Raw genomic sequence first — 15,998 nt, 5'->3', positions numbered from 1 at the left:
TGAGTAGGTTGTGATCTCAGATTACAAACCGGCCAAAATAATTGTCGCGAACCGGCCAGATTAATTGTCGTCAGATAGGATTAATTATATACAAAAAAACTGAAGATATGAAAGGTGATTTCAATAATTAAATACGGGGTATAGGATGAGATGAAGACAATTAAACCCTAAGGGCATACATTATGAAAGCAAGCACAACATCACATAACAATCACTACCTAAATAGGTTTGAGCAAGTCATAAGTCTCGCTTTGGCTAAACACCCCAGAACCTTAGCTGCACGTATTGACCTGCACTTGCCTAATGAAGCATCTCGTAATGACAAAAATGTCATATCACGTTTTACAGATGCCGTTAAAGCGAAAGTAAAAGCAGATAGGAAAAGAAGTAAAAAAACCAATCCCAAGGCACATGACTCTGAAGTTCATTACATATGGGTTAAGGAAAGTAACCAAATAGGAAACAAAGTCCACTACCACGTTCTCCTGATGTTCAATAAGGATGCTTACTGGACACTGGGGAACTATATAGCAGAAGGTAACCTTGCAGACCTCATTGTCCAGGCATGGTGTAGTGCGCTTGGTGTCGATAAAGAAAAGTACCGTTCTCTTGTCTATTTTCCCAAGAACCCCTGCTATCACATCAATAGAAATGCCCTGACGAAAACACATGACTACCAAGCTCTTTTGGACCGTATCAACTACATGGCAAAAGACCGGACCAAGCAATACAGCAATCAAGCACGCTCTTTTGGATGCTCGGTAAACTCTGGTGTCCTGATGGGGAAGCAAACGAACAAGCACATACCAACTTAGCAACCAGGGGTAAGGACAAGACTCTCCCATCATCCGGGGGAACTTGCACCATACCCCCAACTACGAATTATTTATTTCTTACTCGGCAACCCATCCCTTGAGGGAAGCCAAGTAGAAAACCAAAACGGCATTCCTCCTTTAACCAACTAATTTAAAGGAGATTTAATCATGAATATCAACACACCATCCCTACTAAACGACCAGCTTGTCGATATGGCGTTTATCACGGGCTTTACGCAGCTTACAGACAAGTGGTTCTACAAACTGATTCAACTCGGTGAATTCCCGAAACCTATCAAATTGGGGCGTAGTTCTCGTTGGCTACAGAGTGAAGTTGAAGCCTGGGTACAGCAACGTATCGCAGATTCACGCGACTAAACACCTAGTTTAATTTGAGAAACATACGTTAAAAAAAACCGAAGCAGAAAACCACAGAAAGTTTGCCGTTACTCCTCGCGGCCTCCCTCAATCTAACCTAGCCGATGGATTTCGCCACTCACGCACTGGCTATGGGTCGCAGGAACAAGCTCCTGACCTGCATGGACGACTTACGAAAGAGTTTCTGACGGTGCCCCTTGCCTTTGGGATTTCAGATGTTCAGGTCACGCGTATTCTGGACAACATTGCGCTGTTTCGCGATTAACCGTGTTGTAAAGAGCCATATAAATCGCCTGAAAATGTTGAAACGCCAGGCGTACAGACATGACAGATTCAAGTTACTGCCACCTACGGCCCCATAAAGTATGATATTTACCAAACTTAGTGAGACTAGAGGTTAGTCATGTCTTCACCTCACCCAACCAATCTAGAAAGCTGTGGATCGTTGCGCACCAACAAACACCAACGAGCAACAGCTGATAACTCAGCTGTTGTGCTGGTCATTGCGCGCACTTGAGCTCGAACTTCGATCAACTTTGCTTTGGCTACTGGATTATTACCAGTTCTGCAGCGAGCTTTGGCTCTTGTAAAATCATCGATTAGCCTGTCAACTTGCTGCCAGATTTTGCGACGAGCTTCTGCCAGGGGAGTATGTTCATTGAGCTTGAGTCGCTTTACCGTCTCATTGACTCGCTCCTGCTCCCACGCAGAGGAACCTGGCATAGGAATGACCTTCCCTTCTTCGTCGAAGGCAATAAGTGCAACATCATCATCATCAATCGGATCGAGTAGATAACGCGTTTCGGATTCCTCACAGGGCTCGGAGTAGGTAGAACAAAGTGAGCCGTCCTTGAGTGGAAACCACCCACCTTTTTTACGGTTGCCGACGTTGCCACACACACGGAAATTCATGTAGTCAAATGCTAGCCACCAGTAGCCATCACGCAGGTTTGCATCCAACGCCTTAGCTTCTTTCTTGGGGCGAAAATGCTCCACATCGTAATGTGAGTACAGCTCGCGTACCTCAGAAAACCAGCATTTACCCGCTGACAAGGCCAACAACCATTCCTTCAGTACACCCCAGTGCGCACTATTGGCATCTATCAATGCGTTGCGTTCGTTTCGTTCGCCTTCTGCGTCCAAAGCAGCCAAGGCAGCTACTAGTTGGGCCGATTTCGCCAACCAAGCATCCCATCGTGCTTGTGTCCATGGTACCCAGTTCGGAATGTTTGTATCGGTAGGTCGCTTGTGCTCTAGGTCAATCCAGATCATTGGTCATCTTCCTCTCGCAAAATCTCATCGATGATCGAATCGGCGATGGCATCCTGCTCGGCCTGTTCCTCTGGTGTGAGCACGGGTTTGCGGAAACGGCGATGTTGCGCCATCTTACGCACAAACATTGCGTAGTCAGGATCACGAAAGTCGGCGGTCGAAAAGCCCAGGTCAGCCAGCTCAGCTGACAAACGGCTCAGTTCCTCATCTTCTTCGAGGGTGCGAGGTGACAGGACGAACAGTTCATTGCGACGAAACAAGCGGCGCTCGGTTTCGATATCCAGCGTGGACGACAAACCAAACAAGTCGCTCTTGAGTAGCCCTGTTACGCCCATCCCTTGCGGGTGCTCATCCGGGGTATCAACCAATGTACGGTTACCATCACGACGCATTATATAAACCTGCTCACGCTTCAGACTACCCACCATCATGGGGTCATGAGTGGTGATGATTATCTGCGACTCGCTCCTTACTGGTGCTGCATCATCGGAAGCCATTACGCCTTCAATATCGTCGAAATAGCGCAACTTCCAGATAGGATTCAAGTGGGTGTCGGGTTCATCAAGCAGGAACAGGCATTGATTTTCACGGGTAATACGCATCAGACCTAACACGGTAAGCATTTGCAGCTCGCCTTCTGATAAATGTGTGAAGCTTACCTTGCCGCCGTGTTCATCGCGCTTCTTCACCATAATACGCACTTCTTCGATCAGGTCACCAATATAGGCACCCTCAGCGTAGCGGAAGAAGCTATCGGCACTGCCGACAAGTTCACCAAGTTGTTTAAGTTTCTCCTGATTTGGCACGAACAGGTACAGCTGCTTCTGTTTTTCGGTACGGCCACGGAAGTCGATCTGTTTGGTCGCCTCTTGCTCAATAGGAGCCCAAGCTACTTGCCACAGTTTATCGAGGAATTCGCTCACCACATTGCCACGAGCATACCAAAAGCGCGGGTCTCCCTCGTTCAGTTCCTGCTGGTCGAATTTGCCGCTACGGCGCTTTTCACGCAGGCGGTATGGTTCTTTCAGCACAAACAGTGCGGACTCCAGCGACTCGATATGCAGGTTCTTTAGCACCTTCTGAAACACCGGATCGTCAGACAGCAGGCAGGCCAGCAGCACCAGTTGGCTATGGCCACCGCGACAATAAAACAGGCGGCGCAGGCGGTCGTCCCCCGCTTGCTTCAGCCTCGACTCGTGACGACGTTTGGCTTCTTCGACGGCGCGAATATCTGACTCCGAGCCGGTAAAATTCTCCAGCAGTTGCTCAGACAGCACTTCATCTGTAGTGATTTCCTGGCGCTGGTTGAAGCGGCGCTGGTGTTCTTGAAACAAGGCTTCGATACGCTCGTTACGGCCCGAGTAATAAGCAAAAATATGTGCAGGCAGCAGCTCGCGGTTTTTGAGCAAATAGCCTTGTGATTCAGCTTTACCATCCACCCATACGTAGGGGCGCTTCTGCTTGGAAGTATCCGCTTCAATACGCACCATGTATCCCCGAATGCTGTATTCCAGCGTGTAATCGAACGCCGCTTCACGGTCCAGATCGACATCGCGGAAAATGGTAAGCAACGCTTCGATTAGGTTGGACTTACCGGCACCGTTCTGACCAATCAGGGCATGGCTACGGATGGGTTTGGGTAGTGCATCTGTTACGCTTGCTGTTGGCTGCAAGTGCGTTGCGAAAGTGATATCGAGATCGCGCAGATTACGAAAAGCGGGAATGAGGATGCGCAGCAGTTGCATATCAGGCACTCGCCATCTTGGCTGGTTTTTCACGCACTTCGGCGGGGGCCGGTTCCTTAATCCAGCCGTGGGCCACTTCGGTTTTCAGTTGCGTGTAGAAGGCATCAATCTCACCGCCGAAGCGCTGCCACAAATCCTTGGCGCTCATTTCACCGTGATGGCGGGCAAGAATGGTAGCCAGCGGAGCTTGGGCTTTGATGTCGGGTACTGTACCCAAGCGCAGTGGGGCGATCAGCTCGGTTTGAGGGGCTTTCATGGGTTCCTCTTCTTGTTCGATGGCGATACCGGTGATGCTGGAAACGGACGCGGCTGCAGCCTGTTCTGCCAATCTATTTTTTTTACGCAGGCGCTCACTATAACTGTCGATGATCTTCATTAGCAGTTCAATCTTTTCTAGTATTCGCCGTTGCTCTTCGATTGGCGGTAACGGAATGGTGATTGAGCGGAGCTTGTCTTGGGAAATGTTCATCTGGCTTTCCGCCATACCAGATTTCAGTCGTTCTAAAGTTCGGCCAGATTCACCCGCTGACAAGCAAACTGCAACAAAACGTGGATTAATGAGATCGTCAACGATATGAAAGCGAATCAACTTATCCGAGATCATCAATTTCGCAGGGGCCTTATCAGCAACACAGCAAATACCTACACGGTTTCTGGGACCAGCTCGTGTGATCAGAATATCCCCTACCTCGATTTGATACTGGGGACGAGGGTCAAGCGATGCAGGTAGTTCTTTATGCTCGTGCGGAAGGAAACGTAGAACCTGTACAGCCGTTGTTTTCAACACAGCCCACTTATTTTCATCATCACGAGGTTTGGGGAGACAGGCTGGACTCCAACCCGCATCGATAGTGGAAATGGCCTCATCTAATGTAATGCATTCCCAATGCGCTGGTAGCAGCGTTTCTTCGAGTTTTTCTGGCTTGACGTATTTCTTTCGGGAGAAAGAGCCGTCTAAAATTCCTCGTTCCTTAGCGGTCAGAATCTTTGCTTTTAATGTGGAGGATGGCTCATCAAATTGACCTAGATTGCTCAGATATCCTGATACAGCCAGATCAAGCACTGCTTTTCGCAACTCATCCAAATCCTCTGGAGCATGAAACAGTTGTCCGAAGTTGTCAGCTAAGCGCGCCCATGTGGATTGCAATTCGTGCGGGCTGGCGGCGTTGGCGACAGCTTGTAATGTGGACTGGCGCAGTGCGTTTTGTAATTTGCGGCGGGCTTGCTGCTGCACCTCCAGCTTGTCGCACAAAGCCATCAGTTCATCGACTTTGGCGACTATGCGCGATTGTTCAGCTGTAGGGGGTAATGGCATAGCACAAAGCGCGAAGTAATCTGTAGGTAAGCGTTTTTGCCCTGCTGTGCCAGTCATACTGGCTTCTCCCTTTGCCCGAAACAAAGGTGAGCGCAAGAACAAGTACACATAACCAGGATGAATAAACTGGCTAATTGAGCGAAAAACATGGAACTCTGTGGAACCAGCACCGATGTCATGTTCGAGGCCGGAAACAACAGCTGCTTTACCATTTTCAAAACAGGGGGTGATTTTTGCCAAAAGAACATCACCGTTGGCAAAATGGGTATACCCTTTGTGTATTTTTGACCAGGGTTTTATTTCACCTGATATTTCTTTTGAATGTTTTTCAGAAACTCCAGCCATGGGAACGAATGTGGCCATGGCCGTTTCTTCAGCTTGGTTGCGTGGATTGATTTCACCAAGATCTAGTAATCGGCTCCAGCGCCAATTGAGGGGAAGATCAATGGCTGGTGGAACAAGATTCGATGACTCCAATTTTGGTGAGCGCTTGTATTTTTTTCCGGCAATAAGCTGCTGACGGATGCGGGCGACGTTGTTGAGAACTTCGTCCGCATCGCTATCTTTTTCATCTTGCTTGGTTAGTCTACCCGTTACTGCAAGTTGATAAATCAATTCTCGCAGCCGCGCAACGCCTCCCGGCGCATGAGCCACATGTCCAAATTCAGACAAAAATTGTTTCGCGTCCATCAATCATCCTCACCAGAAAAGTGGTGAGCGAGGGCTGCAGCTAACTCGCTTTTGAGCTGGTTTTCAGTTTCTTCAATCTCTCCCAGCAACTTTTTGTATTTGGTCAAAAGTTCTTCGGGATCAAAGCTTTCTTTTTCTGGGGCATTAGGGTTTTTTAGGTCAAGATTGAAAATCGGCCAATAGTGGCGATCACCCGCGGCCTGGGCATCACGGGCTTTTAAGCGTAGACCTTCACTTTCATAGCGCAAAATTTCAATTTCATCATCAACAGCTTGGCGCTGGGTTTTATCGCTGATTCCTTTAATGGAATCGCGCATATCACGGATGCGGTTATCCAATTCGCTGGCTTTGTTATTGAGCGCTTCGGCGATTTGCCAGTGCGGTTGCGCAGCAGCTTCGGCCTGTTCGCGCTTAGTTTTGAAATCCACCTTCCAGGCGAATTCGTTTTCTACGCGGTCGGCAAAGTCGTTTTCCTCCGAGCCCCACCACCCTCGCTCGGGTTCGAATTCTTCCAGCCGGATGGGTTTAGTTTTGGAGTAGCTCTTGTAGCCCGTAGGGTAGGGGTGTTCGTAAAACCAGATGGTGTCAGTGTGGAAGTGTTCAGTGCCATCGTCCACCGTGCTGCCCTTGGTGAAGAACAGCAGATTGGTCTTGATGGTGGTATACGGTGCAAAAACACCTTTAGGTAAACGGATGATGGTGTGCAATTTGCAGTCGCGCAGCAGCAGTTTTTTCAGCGTGCCTTTGATGCCATCGCCAAATAAAAATCCATCAGGCAATACCACTGCAGCGCGACCTTTTTCCTTCAACAGTTTCTTGATGATGAGCGCCATAAACATGTCAGCGGTTTCGCGGGTGCGCAAGTCAGCCGGATAGTCGCTGCCCACGCCATCGTCTTCATACCCTCCGAATGGGGGGTTGGTGATGATGCAGTCAACCTTGTCACTGGCCTTCCACTCGTTCCAGCCTATGCCCAAGGTATTTTTGTGCTCAATCTGGCTGGGGACGTCAATTCCATGCAGTAGCATGTTGGTAGTGCAGAGCAAGTGCGGCAACTGCTTCTTTTCGATGCCGAGGATCAGCGCTTCAATGGCGCGCTTGTCTTCAGGACGCGGTGATTTCATTGTCACGAGTTGGTTGCGGAAATGCTCTATGGTGGCGGTCAAGAAACCGCCTGTTCCACAGGCTGGGTCCATTACTGTCTCACGCTTATCTAAACGCGGGTTGACCCTATCAACCATAAAAGCGGTGATAGCGCGTGGGGTGTAGAATTCCCCGGCATTACCTGCACCGCGCAAATCGTTGAGTAATTGCTCGTACACATCGCCAATATTTGCACGGATGGTAAAATCGTGGAAATTGATAGCATCTTCCAGCTTCTCGATCACAGCCAGCATCTGAGGGCCGGATTTCATGTAGTTATTCGCATCTTCAAAGACACTACGGATGACTTTGTGCTGAGGGCTTTTGTTAGCATCGATCTCTTTGAGCGTTGGGAATAACTCATTGTTGACGAAGCTAATCAATTCACTACCGGCAATTTGTGGCTTCTTTTTGCCATCAGCCCCCGCTATATAAGCTGCCCAGTTACGCCAGCGGTACTCTTTGGGCAAAGGAGAGATATACGCCGGGTTATCATCCGCCCATTCCTCCTCGCGCTGATCAAACACTTTGAGGAACAACATCCATGTGAGCTGGCCGAGACGCTGTGCATCACCGTCGACGCCGTCATCTTTACGCATGATGTCTTGAATGGATTTAATGGTACTGCTGAGATTCATCTTTTTGTTCGCTGTTGAAGGCTGCAGTTTAATCAAGCCTGTTTTTGTTCGGATATGTCGTAGAGAGCCAGTTCCAACTCCTTCACGGCTTGGGTGTACTGCTCTACACCACCAAAAATACCCCGACGGATTTGTGTCTTGCTACCAAATAGGTCAAATGGAGGTAATTCCAGCACATTGGCATCCTCTATGTCTTGTACACCATGATCGGCAAATTTTTCGAGCAAAGCTTCCAGTACGGCCTTGGCTTGCCCACTGTATTTGCCGAACACATCACGCTTTGTCACGTTGTTAGCCCGTTCACGCCGAGTGAGTGGCTTCTGGTCAAAGGCGACGTGGGTTACCAGATCAAAAGCATCCAGTTCGCTGCCGTTAGCGACTGCCTGTTGCAGGAGCTCGAACGGTACGCCATGTTCGGTTAATTCCTCTATCACAACTTGTTTGCGTTCGGCGCTACTCCAGCGCCGTAGAAAGTTGGTTAGGTTACCAAATTTAGCCTGCAAGGTACTTTTAATCTCATTTTTGAGCAGGACTCGGTAGTCCTCAGTGATGAGCTTGCCCTCGACATCAAGGTATTGCGAGCGTTCAACCGCTAAACACACATTAACGTCATCAATCACATACTTCACTCGGCCTACACTGCCTCCATCCTTATCTGTGAGACTAGAGTCATAGGGTAGAGGTTCTAGTTCTTCTATGCTGGGGGGCTTGACGACATCTGGCGGTGCCACAGGATCTTCAGGGCCAGGTTCGTAGATCACCACCGGTTCGCCGTCAAAATCGGGATCAGCAAACAGTCGCGTAGCGCCTTTAAAGTCCATGATGGTGAAGTAGAGTTTTTGGTAGTCCTCGCGCAGGCGGGTACCGCGGCCAATGATCTGTTTGAACTCCGTCATCGAGTTGATGCTCTGGTCCAAGACAATTAGCTTGCAGGTTTTAGCATCTACGCCCGTGGTAAGTAGCTTTGAGGTGGTGGCAATAACCGGATAAGGCTCATCGTTATCGATAAAGTAGGAGAGCTGTGCTTTCCCTTCGTTATCGTCTCCGGTAATTCGCATGACGTAACGGCGATTGTTTGCAGCGGCAGGGATGAGCTTTACCAGCTCTTGGCGCATCCGCTCAGCATGATCTTGGTCGTCACAAAAAACAATCGTCTTAGCCATCGGATCTGTAGCTTGGAGGTATTCCCATACCTTGTTGGCGACAAGAGATGTGCGTTTCTCCAGTACCAGACTGCGATCAAAGTCTTTTGTGTTGTACTGCCGTTGCTCCATGACCTGGCCTAGTTTATCGATTTTGCCCTTCTCTGGTATGTAGCCGACTGCATCAACATTGGTTGCAATGCGGATCACCTTGTAGGGGGCAAGAAAACCGTCCTCAATGCCCTGCTTGAGCGAATAGGTATAAATAGGGTATCCGAAATAGCTAGTATTGCTTGTTTCATTGGTTTCTTTCGGTGTGGCAGTTAGACCAATGTGGGTGGCTGTAGTGAAATAATCCAGGATGTCGCGCCATGCTGAGTCTTCCGCGGCGCTGCCACGATGACATTCATCAATCACGACTAAGTCGAAGAAATCCCTTGGAAACTGGCGATAGATCTGCTTCCATTCTTCCTTCCCCGTTACCGCTTGGTAAAGAGCAAGATAGATCTCATAGTTCTTCTTGACTTCACGGTTAGTGACCTTATGCATCACCTCGCCGAAAGGGGCGAAATCCTGCTGCATGGTCTGATCGACGAGGATATTGCGGTCGGCCAAAAACAGAATACGTTTCTTGGATTTTGCTTTCCATAAGCGCCAAATAATCTGAAAAGCTGTGTACGTTTTCCCTGTACCGGTGGCCATGACCAGCAATATTCGTTCTTTTCTTCTGGCTACTGCTTCAATGGCACGGTTGATTGCTACACGCTGATAGTAACGAGGTTCGCGACCGCTACCATCGGTATAAAACGGCTGTTCAATTAACGTTACAGCTTCAGGTGCAACTAACCCTTTCCATTGTTGATATATTGCCCACAAATCGGCCAAGGGCGGAAACTGGGTAAGCTGAAGTTCTCGTTCGACAGGTAGAGAGAGGCCTGTTCGGTCATGCAAGAGAAAACCATCGCCATTGCTACTGATGGCAAACGGTGCATCTAGCATTTCGGCATAGGCTAGAGCTTGTTGCATACCGTGCCCAATGGAGCACTTCGCCTGTTTGGCCTCTACAACCGCGATCGGCACGTTTGGCCTTGCATAAAGCACATAATCGGCACGTTTAGGACCGCCTTTAGCTTCAGGATTTTTTACTCGAGAGGCCATCTTACCGCGCACCATGACGCGACCGTCGGTGAGGTTGACTTCCTCTCGGAACTGATGCTGCTGCCAGCCAGCTTGTTGAATAGCTGGTGTAATGAATTTTGTGCAGATATCGCGCTCGCTGAGCTGATATTTATCCATGACAGTAAGCTCCTTCAACGTTCCGGTATATGTGCCTTAGGTACTATGAATAAGTATCAATGAGCATGTTTGACAAGATGTCCACATGAATGTGCATTAATTATGCCATAGACCTAAATCCGGCCAATAAAATACGCTCCAAAAATTCAAGTTTCGTGATACAACACCTCTGTTTCATCGGCTCACTGAATCGCCGTCCAGCCGTGAGCACCAGCGATGACAGCTCAAAGAGAGCAAAACAGGGTATCAACATGTGGGTAATCAGCTTTTGCGCTCTGGCGCTCATCACGAATGATGCCTAGTACTCAGTTTAAAAAATAAGTCCCGCGAAAACCAACAGCACCAGCATCACTGCCAGCGCTGTTGCTCTTCTTCAGAAAATACCACTCTCAACTAAGCACGACACCCAAACTCCCCATGCACCACATTCCCACCGCGCTCCAGATTGTCCATATAGTCGGCATACCACTGCAACATCTCACGTCGTCCATCCAGGTACTTAGCGTGGTTGTACGTGCCACGGATACTGTTCTTGTCCACGTGGGCAAGCTGCGTCTCAATCCAGGCCGAGTTATAGCCCTGCTCATGTAAGATGGTGCTCATCGTGTGGCGGAAACCGTGCCCCGTCAGCCTCCCCTTGTAACCCAGCAGCTCGATAACCTGATTCACGCTTTCTTTGCTGATTGGCTTACGGTGATCGTTTCTCCCAATGAATACCAAGGGATAAGCACCCGTAATTGGTCTAAGAGAATCGAATAGGTCGACAACTTGCGTTGATAGAGGGACGACGTGTGGTCGCTTCATTTTCATCACTTCCGGCGGTATGTTCCACATCCCTTTATCGAGATCGATATCCTGCCAGCGCGCAAACCTCAGTTCCTGGGTTCTGACGCCCGTCAACATGATAATGCGTGTAGCCGTTTTGGTGATGACGCTGCCGGTATAGCCCGCGAGATCGTTGAGAAAATAAGGCAACTCCTGAGCCGTCAGGAAAGGAAAATGTTGTTTCTTCGGTGGGGTTAGGGCTGAGGCCAGATCAGGTGCAGGGTTATACTCGGCCCGTCCGGTGATAATGGCATAACGGAACACCTCACCACAGCGCTGGCGTACTTTGCGCATCTTCTCCAACGCACCGCGCTTTTCCATACGCTTCAGCGTTTCCAGTAGCTCCATCGGCTTTATTTCTGCTATAGGTCGCTTCCCGATAAAGGGGAAAATATCCTTCTCGAAGGTATCAATGATTTCATCACGGTAGCGCAGTGACCAACGGTCGGCCTTGGATTTATGCCACTCTCTGGCAATCGCCTCGAAGGTATTCTCTATAGAGAGTTTCTGAGCCAACTTCCCTGCTTTCTTTACTTCCCCAGGATCACCACCGGCAGCGAGCACCCTCTTTGCCTTTTCTCTTTCTTCTCGTGCAACCGCCAGCGAAACAATAGGGTAAACGCCAAAGGAGAGACGCTTCTCTTTACCGTTGATACGGTATTTCATGCGCCAATAGCGAGAGCCATTGGGGGCAACTTCCAGATACAAACCGCCACCATCAGAGAGCTTGTAAGGCTTCTCTTTTGGCTTGGCTGTGTCTACTTGTCGTGCTGTTAGCTTCATTGGGGGCATCTCCAAAATAGCATCCATTCCATGCCCCCCATTATGCCCCCATAATCGTATTGATTCCAGTTGACGTCGGTTGACACTCGTAGATGATAACGGTCTATTTATCTAGTATTAGCAAGGGATTTATTGATTTTAGGAGACTTCAGAAGAACTCGAATGGCGGAAGATCACAGGAGTCGAACCTGCCCAGGACCGCTGGCGGCCCCAACCGGATTTGAAGTCCGGCCGCCCCACCGGGGACGAGGATCTTCCTTGGAGAAGAGAAGAAGCAAGGCGCTGATTATAGCGCAGTTTGTTCGCTGCGCTAAGCGGGAAATGGCGGCCGCCGGCGATTCGGCGGCCGGGGAGCGCTACTTCAGGAAATCCTTCACGTCCAGCAGGATGAACTCGTTGTCATCCGCCATATTGGGCTGGCGGCTGGAGGAGAACGGGAAGTTGTTGTCGTTGCCGACGATGATGTGGTTAGCGTCCACCACGTCCACGTTCTCGATGGTGAAGAACGGGAAGGTCAGCACGCCGTCGTTCAGCGGCTTGCGCGCCAGCTTGTTCGGATCCTGAATGTTCATCAGGTCGATATAGCCCAGTTTCTCGACCGGTTTGCCGACGTTGGCGTCCGAGAAGGCGATTTTATACACCCGTTTGAACTTGGCTACCTGGCTGAAGCAGTTGTCGGTCGGCGCACTGGCGGCGCAGGCTTTATCCGGCGTGCCTTCGCCGTTGTCGCGCTCGATCACCAGCCCGTGGGTGGCGTCGATCATGTTGAAGTCGCCGATGGCATTCTGGTTGTCTTCCAGCACATACTGCCAGCTGCGGCCGGTCCAGGCCTGCTGTTTCACGTCGAACTCCAGCACCCGCAGGTAGCGTTTGCCGCCGACGTTCTCGAACTGCTCGCCGTCCCACAGCGCCCCTTCCAGCAGCGGGTACAGCTTGCTGCCGTCCGGCGAGGCGGCCATGCCTTCAAAGCCTTTGGAGCGCGCCACCTGGAAGTTCTGCTTGCCGTCCGGCGCGCCCGGCAGGGTCAGCGTCGGGTTGTCCGGCGATTTCACCACCTTGCCGTCCACCAGGGTGTCGAACACCGCCAGCACTTTACCGTTCAGGTCGGCCTTGATCAGGTAAGGCCCGAATTCTTCACCGATCCATAAAGCATCGTCGGCAAACTGGAAGCTTTCCGGATCGAAATCGCTGCCGGTTAGATAACGCTTCTCGGTGCTCTCGTTGATGATATGGAACGGCACCTTTTTATCCGGATCGTGCAGGAAAATCGTCTTCAGCGGCGCGACCGTGCCGTCTTTGAAATCGATCTTGTAATGATTGAGATACAGCATGGCGTCCGGCGAGTTGGCCTTGCTGCCGAAGCCGTTGTCGGTCAGCACCCAGTAGGTGCCGTCAGGCATGTGTTTGATGCCGGAGTGGCCCTGCAGCGGCTGGCCGTCGATCGGCAGGCCGAGGCCGGTCAGGCGATCGGCGGATTTGCCCGCCACGCTGCCCAGCTCGGTGACGCGTTTGCCGCTGGTGTACTTGCCGCTCTGCTGCAGATCGCTCGGCGCGTCCTTCGGTGTGGAAACGGCGGATTTCACCGGCAGCAGCGCATGCCCTGCCAGCGTCGCTTGCACCGGCTGCGCGTCGGCCCACAGGTTGGCGCTCAGCGCCATGCAGCCGACCAGCAGCGCCAGCCGGGTTTTGGTGTTGTGCATGTCATTATCCCTTTTCGTTGTTATCGCCCAGAAGTAAAAGCAACGTCACTATAGGGAGCGGCAATGACAGAAATATTATTCGGCGAACGCCCGCCGGTAGCTGTGCGGATGGAAGCGCCAGGTGATGACGATCAGCACCACCACCAGCAGCGCGTGGATCTGCCAGTCCAGCACGAAGCCGCCGCTGTAATCGCGCAGTAGGCCGGAAAGGTAGGGCGTCACGCCCGCCAGCAGGAAGCCGACGCCCTGCATAAAGGCCACCAGCCGCCCTGCCGCCGCCGGCTGGTGCAGGTGATCGAGCGCCAGCACCAGGCACAGCGGGAACGCGCCGCCCAGCCCCAGCCCGGAGAGCAGTACCCACAGCCACGGCAGCGTCTGCGGCAGGTAAATCAGGCCGATAAAGCCGATCAGTTGCATCATCAGCGCCAGCAGCAGCAGCGGCCGCCTGTCATGATTGCGCGCCAGCGCCGGCAGCAGCAGCGCGCCCATCACCTGGCCGAAGGTCATCAGCGCCAACAGCGAACCGCTGGCCTGCGGCTGCCAACCGAGCTGCATGTAATACGGCGGCAGCCACGCAATCAGGCTGGTATAGCCGCCGTTGATCAGGCCGAAATAGGCGCCGAGCAGCCAGGCGCGCCGGTTGCGCAGCAGGCTTGGCCCGCGGTTTTCACCCGCCGCGCTCAGGCGAGACAGTCCGCGGCTGACCGGCCACCAGGCCAGCAACGCCACCAGCGCCGGCAATGCCCACCAGGCCAGCGCGCTGTGCCAGTCGTGCCCCGCACTCATCAACCACGGGGTGATCGCCGCGCCCAACCCGCCGCCGCCCATCAGCGCCGCCGACCACAGCCCGGCCACCAGCGCCATGCTTTTGAGGAAATGATGCTTGATGATGCCGGGCATGACCGCCTGGATCACCCCGATGCCAAGCCCACCCAGCACCGCGCTCATCAGCAGCTGCACGCTGCCGGGGGCCAGTTCGCGCCAGAGCGCGCCCAGCCCGATCGCCAGCAGGCTCAACGCCACGGCGCTGCGTTCGCTGAACAGCCGGTTGATGGCGCCACCCGCCAACGCCATCAGGCCCATCATCAGCACCGGCAGCGTGGTCAGCAGCGCCGCGCCGCCAAAGCTCAGCCCGGTGGCCTGGCGTAGCGTCGGCAGCAACGGGCCGATCGAGGTCAACAGCGGCCGCATGTTCAGGCCGATCAACACCAGCGCCAGCAGCAGGGGGTTGAACCAGCGGCGCGAGGAGGATGAATTAACAGAATGATTTAACACGGTATATTCCTGGTACTGCAAAATGAAGAGTGCGGCGTCACAGCGCGATCGCCGCAGCGTTGCGTTACTGTAGGCAACGCCGCTAGTATTGGGAAATTAAATAATAAAATAGCCAACAGTGGGAAAATGAATCGCTACCCGATGTTCAATCCGCAGCTGCTGCTCAGCTTCGTCGCCGTATGCGACAGCAACAGCTTCACCCGCGCCGCAGAGCGGGTGTTTTTGTCGCAGTCCACCGTTAGCCAGCAGGTGCGCCGGCTGGAAGAGATGCTGGGCAAGCCGCTGTTTGAGCGCTCCTCGCATCAGGTGCTGCTGACCGAAGAAGGCGTGAAGCTGTTGAGCTACGCGCGCCGCATCATCGCGCTGAATGAAGAAGCCCACGACGCGCTGACCGGCATCTGGCGCGACGGCGTGCTGCGGATCGGCATGCCGGAGGATTTCGCCGTGCCCACCACCGAGCTGCTGGCCGACTTCAGCCGCCAGCACCCGCACCTGCGGCTGGACGTCGCCAGCGGCCTGAGCGCCGATCTGCACAGCGCCTACGCGCGTGAAGAGCTGGATCTGATCCTGGTGAAGCAGCGCCGCCGGCAACCGCCGCGCGCCGCGCGGCCGGAACCGCTGCTGTGGCTGGACAGCCTGGCCTTCCCGGCCATCGAGCAATCGCCGGTGCCGCTGGCGGTATTTCCGCTCAGCGGCCTGTACCGCGACGAGCTGTGCCAGGCGCTGGACAACCTCGGCAAACGCTGGCGCATCGGCTACAGCAGCGCCAGCCTGGCGGCGCTGACCGCCGCTTCCGCCGCCGGGCTGGGCGTCACCCTGCTGCCGGCCGGCTGCCGCCTGCCCACGCATCGGGTACTGGGCGTCGCCGAGGGATTGCCGCCGATCGACAGCTTCGAACTGGCGCTCTACTACCGCGACGGTGCCCCCGCCGCCACGCTGGCGCTGGCCCAGCGGCTAACGGCGTTTTGCGGGTTAAAGTGA

Annotated in this window: 11 protein-coding genes, 1 tRNA gene and 1 pseudogene; 4 read left to right on the top strand and 9 right to left on the bottom strand. The window is 52.7% G+C overall.

Annotated features, from left to right (window positions below; genetic code table 11):
• Positions 1 to 182 precede the first annotated feature (182 nt).
• The 3 genes and pseudogenes from AC4PR2_RS20730 to AC4PR2_RS20720 all read left to right on the top strand — a co-directional run.
• Positions 183 to 815, top strand: coding sequence for an inovirus Gp2 family protein (locus tag AC4PR2_RS20730; protein ID WP_492175409.1), 633 nt, complete (start codon positions 183 to 185; stop codon positions 813 to 815).
• 168 nt (positions 816 to 983) lie between these two features.
• Positions 984 to 1,193: a helix-turn-helix transcriptional regulator gene (locus AC4PR2_RS20725; protein ID WP_492175408.1), complete on the top strand. Its 210-nt coding sequence runs from the start codon at positions 984 to 986 to the stop codon at positions 1,191 to 1,193.
• Between the two features lie 47 nt (positions 1,194 to 1,240).
• Positions 1,241 to 1,452: pseudogene (locus AC4PR2_RS20720) on the top strand (IS3 family transposase); the annotation flags it as partial.
• Positions 1,453 to 1,607: 155 nt separating this feature from the next.
• Here AC4PR2_RS20720 and AC4PR2_RS20715 read toward each other — a convergent pair.
• The 9 genes from AC4PR2_RS20715 to AC4PR2_RS20675 form a co-directional block, all read right to left on the bottom strand.
• On the bottom strand, positions 1,608 to 2,465 hold the full coding sequence (locus AC4PR2_RS20715) for an HNH endonuclease family protein (RefSeq protein WP_099032663.1): 858 nt from the start codon (positions 2,463 to 2,465) through the stop codon (positions 1,608 to 1,610).
• Positions 2,462 to 4,210, bottom strand: a complete 1,749-nt coding sequence (locus tag AC4PR2_RS20710) for an AAA family ATPase (protein WP_492175407.1) — start codon at positions 4,208 to 4,210, stop codon at positions 2,462 to 2,464. The genes AC4PR2_RS20715 and AC4PR2_RS20710 overlap by 4 nt, the downstream gene beginning before the upstream one ends.
• A gap of 1 nt (position 4,211) precedes the next feature.
• A complete protein-coding gene (locus AC4PR2_RS20705; protein WP_492175406.1) occupies positions 4,212 to 6,215 on the bottom strand; it encodes a restriction endonuclease subunit S in 2,004 nt (667 codons plus the stop codon).
• Positions 6,215 to 7,996, bottom strand: coding sequence for an N-6 DNA methylase (locus AC4PR2_RS20700; protein WP_099032674.1), 1,782 nt, complete (start codon positions 7,994 to 7,996; stop codon positions 6,215 to 6,217). Before AC4PR2_RS20700 ends, AC4PR2_RS20705 begins: the two co-directional genes overlap by 1 nt.
• A gap of 32 nt (positions 7,997 to 8,028) precedes the next feature.
• The gene (hsdR, locus tag AC4PR2_RS20695; protein WP_099032660.1) at positions 8,029 to 10,434 is read right to left on the bottom strand and encodes an EcoAI/FtnUII family type I restriction enzme subunit R; all 2,406 of its coding nucleotides are present in this window, start codon (positions 10,432 to 10,434) and stop codon (positions 8,029 to 8,031) included.
• A 393-nt stretch (positions 10,435 to 10,827) separates the two neighbouring features.
• Positions 10,828 to 12,042, bottom strand: a complete 1,215-nt coding sequence (locus AC4PR2_RS20690) for a tyrosine-type recombinase/integrase (protein ID WP_492175410.1) — start codon at positions 12,040 to 12,042, stop codon at positions 10,828 to 10,830.
• A 163-nt stretch (positions 12,043 to 12,205) separates the two neighbouring features.
• A tRNA-Sec gene (locus tag AC4PR2_RS20685) sits at positions 12,206 to 12,300 on the bottom strand.
• Between the two features lie 98 nt (positions 12,301 to 12,398).
• Positions 12,399 to 13,742 (bottom strand): esterase-like activity of phytase family protein, encoded by a 1,344-nt coding sequence (locus AC4PR2_RS20680; RefSeq protein WP_346420617.1) that lies wholly within the window; start codon positions 13,740 to 13,742, stop codon positions 12,399 to 12,401.
• A 75-nt stretch (positions 13,743 to 13,817) separates the two neighbouring features.
• A complete protein-coding gene (locus AC4PR2_RS20675) occupies positions 13,818 to 15,017 on the bottom strand; it encodes a cyanate transporter (RefSeq protein ID WP_071890395.1) in 1,200 nt (399 codons plus the stop codon).
• Between the two features lie 126 nt (positions 15,018 to 15,143).
• On the opposite strand from AC4PR2_RS20675, the gene AC4PR2_RS20670 reads away from it, so the two are divergent.
• A complete protein-coding gene (locus AC4PR2_RS20670; RefSeq protein WP_197803921.1) occupies positions 15,144 to 15,998 on the top strand; it encodes a LysR family transcriptional regulator in 855 nt (284 codons plus the stop codon).

The organism is Serratia sp. A07 (assembly GCF_058725505.1).
This window is presented reverse-complemented; position numbering and strand designations above follow the sequence as displayed.

Excerpts from the sequence above, each read along its gene's own strand:
- AC4PR2_RS20715 (WP_099032663.1), bottom strand. The coding sequence starts at position 2,465 with ATGATCTGGATTGACCTAGAGCACAAGCGACCTACCGATACAAACATT.
- hsdR (WP_099032660.1), bottom strand. The coding sequence starts at position 10,434 with ATGGATAAATATCAGCTCAGCGAGCGCGATATCTGCACAAAATTCATT.
- AC4PR2_RS20710 (WP_492175407.1), bottom strand. The coding sequence starts at position 4,210 with ATGCAACTGCTGCGCATCCTCATTCCCGCTTTTCGTAATCTGCGCGAT.
- AC4PR2_RS20725 (WP_492175408.1), top strand. The coding sequence starts at position 984 with ATGAATATCAACACACCATCCCTACTAAACGACCAGCTTGTCGATATG.
- AC4PR2_RS20705 (WP_492175406.1), bottom strand. The coding sequence starts at position 6,215 with ATGGACGCGAAACAATTTTTGTCTGAATTTGGACATGTGGCTCATGCG.
- AC4PR2_RS20730 (WP_492175409.1), top strand. The coding sequence starts at position 183 with ATGAAAGCAAGCACAACATCACATAACAATCACTACCTAAATAGGTTT.
- AC4PR2_RS20700 (WP_099032674.1), bottom strand. The coding sequence starts at position 7,996 with ATGAATCTCAGCAGTACCATTAAATCCATTCAAGACATCATGCGTAAA.
- AC4PR2_RS20690 (WP_492175410.1), bottom strand. The coding sequence starts at position 12,042 with ATGAAGCTAACAGCACGACAAGTAGACACAGCCAAGCCAAAAGAGAAG.
- AC4PR2_RS20680 (WP_346420617.1), bottom strand. The coding sequence starts at position 13,742 with ATGCACAACACCAAAACCCGGCTGGCGCTGCTGGTCGGCTGCATGGCG.
- AC4PR2_RS20670 (WP_197803921.1), top strand. The coding sequence starts at position 15,144 with ATGAATCGCTACCCGATGTTCAATCCGCAGCTGCTGCTCAGCTTCGTC.